The 5,096-nt window shown below is 37.6% G+C and carries 5 protein-coding genes and 1 pseudogene; all 6 read left to right on the top strand.

Annotation, left to right across the window (positions count from 1 at the left end):
* The first annotated feature begins 650 nt into the window (after positions 1–650).
* A complete protein-coding gene (locus tag F6K40_RS38655) occupies positions 651–2,009 on the top strand; it encodes a histidine phosphatase family protein (RefSeq protein WP_293145127.1) in 1,359 nt (452 codons plus the stop codon).
* Between the two features lie 331 nt (positions 2,010–2,340).
* Positions 2,341–2,721, top strand: coding sequence for a hypothetical protein (locus tag F6K40_RS38650; RefSeq protein WP_293145123.1), 381 nt, complete (start codon positions 2,341–2,343; stop codon positions 2,719–2,721).
* Between the two features lie 105 nt (positions 2,722–2,826).
* On the top strand, positions 2,827–4,125 hold the full coding sequence (locus F6K40_RS38645; RefSeq protein ID WP_293145120.1) for a dihydroorotase: 1,299 nt from the start codon (positions 2,827–2,829) through the stop codon (positions 4,123–4,125).
* A gap of 148 nt (positions 4,126–4,273) precedes the next feature.
* The gene (locus tag F6K40_RS41540) at positions 4,274–4,408 is read left to right on the top strand and encodes a hypothetical protein (protein WP_375340636.1); all 135 of its coding nucleotides are present in this window, start codon (positions 4,274–4,276) and stop codon (positions 4,406–4,408) included.
* A gap of 134 nt (positions 4,409–4,542) precedes the next feature.
* A complete protein-coding gene (locus tag F6K40_RS38635) occupies positions 4,543–4,701 on the top strand; it encodes a hypothetical protein (RefSeq protein WP_293145117.1) in 159 nt (52 codons plus the stop codon).
* A 136-nt stretch (positions 4,702–4,837) separates the two neighbouring features.
* A pseudogene (locus F6K40_RS38630) lies at positions 4,838–5,096 on the top strand (hypothetical protein); the annotation flags it as partial.

Raw genomic sequence — 5,096 nt, 5'->3', positions numbered from 1 at the left:
GAAGTTTTAACTGTTAGATGAACTTCTTAAACCTAGAACTTACAAGATTAAACCTATAAATTTTTTCCAGACGCCATAGGTAAAATTTCAGATTTTTCACCCAGAGCAATAAACTGTTATTTCAGAATTTTTAACTGTTAGATGAACTTCTTAAACCTAGAACTTACCAGATTAAACCTATAAATTTTTTCCAGACGCCATAGGTAAAATTTCAGATTTTCTACCCAGAGCAATAAACTGTTATTTCAGAATTTTTAACTGTTAGATGAACTTCTTAAACCTAGAACTTACAAGATTAAACCTCCAAATTTTTTCCAGACGCCATAGGTAAAATTTCAAATTTTCCACCCAATTTTTCCAACTTGATTCGGCAAAGGGTCTCCCGTTATAATCTTCAATTTAACGGGAGATAACTTCACAGATATTCTCAACCTAGAATCTACCACCTACCACCTTTGGAGTATAGGGAAAATAATCCCCTCAAATTACTGTAGCGTGAAAATTTTTAGACTATACAATCACTTTTTACTTTTTACTTTTTACTTTTTACTGAAAATAATCCTGAGTCCTAATAGCGTTAATAAACCAAAAACGATGTAAAATGCACTCTGTTGCACACTTCCCAACCAACCTAATAATCTAAATTATCGATGAGTACCCGTATTATCCTTGTGCGTCATGGCCAAAGCACCTACAATGTAGAACGTCGAATTCAAGGTCGCCTTGATGCTTCAGTCCTTACAGAGGCAGGCCAAAATACTGCTCGTCAGGTAGGTGAAGCTCTTCAAGGTCTAAAGTTTGATGCTATTTATAGTAGTCCCCTACAAAGAGCTAAACAAACTGCTGAAATTATTCATTCCTATTCAGAATCTTCCCCCCCCATCCAAATCAAAGAAAACTTAAGAGAAATTGATTTACCTTTGTGGGAAGGAATGTTGCGTCAAGAGGTTATAGAGAAATATCCAGAAGATTACAGTTTATGGAAAAACCGTCCCCACAAACTTTATATGGAACTCTTAAAAGCAGAGGGCAAAGTCAAACACTTTCCTATACTATCTTTGTTTGAGCAAGCAAATAAATTTTGGTCTGAGATTTTAACTAGCAATGATAGTCAAACCATTCTAGTTGTGGCGCACAATGGTATTAATCGATGCCTCATTTCTACAGCTTTGGGAATACAACCATCTTATTACCACTCTATTCAACAGTCTAATTGTGGCATTAGTATACTTAACTTTACTCCTCCTTATCCTTCTTTTTCTGGAAAACATGAACCAGGAGGATCTGTACAATTAGAATCAATGAATCTTACTACTCATATCGGTGAAAAGTTTCCCAAACCTAGAGATAAACATATAGGTCCTCGGTTGTTACTGGTACGTCACGGTGAGACAGACTGGAACCGAGATGGTAAATTTCAGGGACAAATTGATGTACCACTTAATGATAATGGTAGAGTACAAGCTGGCCAAGCTGCGGAATTTCTCAAGGATGTACATCTAGATTTTGCTGTGAGTAGTTCGATGTTACGCCCTAAAGAAACGGCAGAAATTATTTTGCAGCATCACCCAGATATAGAGTTAAAGTTATATGATGGTTTATGGGAAATTAGCCATGGTCTTTGGGAAGGAAAGTTTGAGTCAGAAATTGAAGAAAGTTTTCCTGGGTTATTGAAGCAATGGAAGGAATTTCCAGAAACTGTACAGATGCCAGAGGGGGAAAATTTACAGCAGGTTTGGGAAAGAGCGCTGGTTAGTTGGAAAGAGATTATTCGGTCAGTTTCTGGAGTTGGTATTGTAGTTGCCCATGATGCTATTAACAAGGCTATTCTTTGTCAATTATTTGGTTTAGAACCCCAACATTTCTGGAATTTTAAGCAGGGCAATGGGGCGGTTAGTGTAATTGATTATCCTCAAGGTCCAGATGGACCTCCGGTATTAGAGGTAATGAATATTACTTCTCATTTGTCTGGAGGTATTCTTGATAAAACTGCTGCCGGGGCGCTGTAATTTCAGTTATCAGTTATCAGTTATCAGTTATCAGTAGCTTGGGTAGTCCAGTAGGGTGCGTTAATGAAATGTAACGCACCGTCTATTCCAAATATTTCGGTGCTACTGGACTGACTAATTTTTTATTTGTACTGGTAACGCCAAGAATTTGATTTATGACTTTTGACTTCATCGGTGCGTTACGCTTCGCTAACACACCCTACTCGACTGAGACTAAAAGAGTATTTATTTTTTCCCCATCTATTTAGACATTTCCCGAATCTAAGTTTTTGCCAAGTAAATTCAAACTTTAAGATGAATTTTTGGAGAAGTCTATTGGGAGAAGAAACTGATGATTTTCAAAAGCCACCATCTTCTTATATTTCTGCTTGTGACGAGTAGTGTTCCCAATCTCATAACACATAAACCTGTCAGCGCTCAAACAGTTCATCGTTGCAAATTGATTCAAACAATTAGCGGAAATAAATTTTATCGAGTGGAGCCAAATATTCCAGGTTCTCGTGAAATGACAAGCTTTAACCATATAAAATGTTTAGTTCCAGTTACTGACAGGAAATGTTTTTACAGAACTTCAAGTAAATATCAATGGCGTCGTTGCGGTACTACTAACATCGTCGGGTTGCCCTTTGACGGTTACGGCGAAGTCCTAGAGGATGACGATGGACGAAAATATTATGGATTTAACAGTGGGTATGAATTTTACTTTGATTGATAGGTGTAGGTTGACTTGAGGAATCCCCGAAACAAACAATAGTAAGGCGCGTGTTGGGTTTCACTGTCGTTCTACCCAACCTACATTCTTCTCACTTCTATAATAATGAACAGCCAATTATTTCAACAAGTCCGAATATTAGACCCTGTTTCCCACACAGATAAAATTGCTGATGTATTAATAATTGATGGAAAAATAGCAGCAGTTGAGGAAAATGTTTCTGAGTTTCCTACTAAAACAGATATTCAAGATTGTCGGGGATTAATTTTAGGTCCTGGTTTGGTAGACTTACATTCTCATAGTGGAGAACCAGGGTTTGAAGAACGGGAAACTATAGAATCTCTAATGCAAGCTTCTAAAGCGGGAGGTTTTACGAGACTAGCAATTTTGCCCGACATTTTTCCACCTGTTGATAATCTTGCTGGTTTGGCAAGATTACAAAATTTGGCAGCTCAAGCAACTGATAAGTCTACTTTTCCTCTTCTTTATTATTGGGCTGCTATTACCCAAGGTGTAAAAGGCGAGCAAATGACTGAGTTGGGAGAATTAGCAGCAACCGGAGTTGTGGGATTTGCTGATGGTTTGCCTCTAGAAAATCTTGCTTTGTTACGGCGAGTTTTGGAATATTTGAAACCTCTGAATAAGTCTGTTGCTTTGTTTTGCAATAATTCTGGGTTGGCAGGTAATGGGGTAATGCGAGAGGGGTATGATTCTATTCGCTTGGGTTTGCCTGGGGTTCCGACTATGGCTGAAAGTTCTGCTTTGGCTGCTGTGTTAGAGTTAGTAGATAATATTGGTACTCCGGTTCATATTATGCGAGTTTCTACTGCTCGAAGTGTGGAGTTGATTGGAGTTGCTAAAAGTAGGGGTTTGCCTATTACTGCTAGTACGACTTGGATGCACTTGTTGTTGGATACTCAATCTATATATGGTAAGTCTCCTTTGGATACTCAGTTTATTCCTTATGACCCGAATTTACGTTTAGAACCTCCTCTAGGAAATAAGAGTGATCGCTTGGCTTTGGTTCAAGGTATTAAAGATGGAGTTTTAGATGGTATTGCTATTGACCATACTCCTTTTTCTTATGAAGAGAAAACAGTTGCTTTTTCTGAAGCACCCCCAGGAGCAATCGGACTAGAAATAGCATTATCTTTATTATGGGAGAACTTGGTTGAAACGGGAGAGTTGTCGGCTTTAGATTTATGGAGGGTGTTAAGTACAACTCCTAGCAAATGTTTAGGATTAAGTCCTGGAGAGATAAGACCCCAAAAGTCAGCGGAAGTTACTCTATTTGCGCCTCAAGAAATTTGGGTAGTAGAAAAGTCTGCTTTGAAATCTCGTTCTATCAATACACCTTGGTTGGGAAAACAAATTAAAGGTCGTGTCCTGGAGCTTGATTTTTAAAGGATATGACTTTTTCTGAAGCATTCACAGTAAACTTATCCCTTTTCTGAATTCTTATGAAGAGAAAACTGTTGCTTTTTCTGAAGCACTCCCAGGAGCAATAGGACTAGAAATAGCATTACCTTTATTATGGGAGAATTTTGTGGAAATGGGAGAGTTGTCGGTTTTAGGTTTATGGAGAGTATTAAGTACCGCTCCTAGTAAATGTTTAGGATTAAGTCCTGGAGAGATAAGACCTCAAAAGTTAGCAGAAGTTATATCATGTTCGGATAATCAGTTATAAATAAAATTTTAGCTCTCTCTAGTAGGGAAAAGATATTATACTTCTACTTTTCTCCTGACTCCTTTCTCCAGAAATTCTGACTCCTGACTCCTTTCTCCAGAAATTCTGACTCCTGACTCCTGACTCCTGACTCCTTGATAATTATTTATAAGTATTCAACCGAACATGATATTACCCTATTTGCACCTCAAGAAACTTGGGTGGTAGAAAAACAAATTTTGAAATCTCGTTCTATCAATACACCTTGGTTAGGAAAACAAATTCAAGGTCGTGTCCTGGAGCTTGACTTTTAAAAGATATGATTTTTCTGAAGTTCTCCGAATTTAGTTAAGATTTTGGGTAATTATAAAATTTCCTACTAAGATTACCATCATAAGTCAATACTAGAAAATCAATCAAATATTGCCAAACTAAATCGTTTATGGTTTGATGGTAAATGTTTATCCAGTTTATCCCTTATATGCTCCGAAACAGTTTATGAAAGATATAAATACTGAACCAAATAAAGTTGGTACAACAGAAGCAGCATTTCTTTTAAATATTTCTACTGCGAGACTAAGATTACTTCTCAGGCAAGGTCGCCTCAAAGGAGCCGAAAAAGTCGAACGGTTCTGGGTAATTCCTTTAAATAGTAGAGGAATGCCAGAAATTACACCAGGTCGTCGAGGTCCTCAAGGAACTTGGAATA

Origin of the sequence: Okeania sp. SIO3I5 (genome assembly GCF_010672085.1) — a bacterium.
Classification (GTDB): Bacteria; Cyanobacteriota; Cyanobacteriia; order Cyanobacteriales; family Microcoleaceae; genus Trichodesmium.
This window is presented reverse-complemented; position numbering and strand designations above follow the sequence as displayed.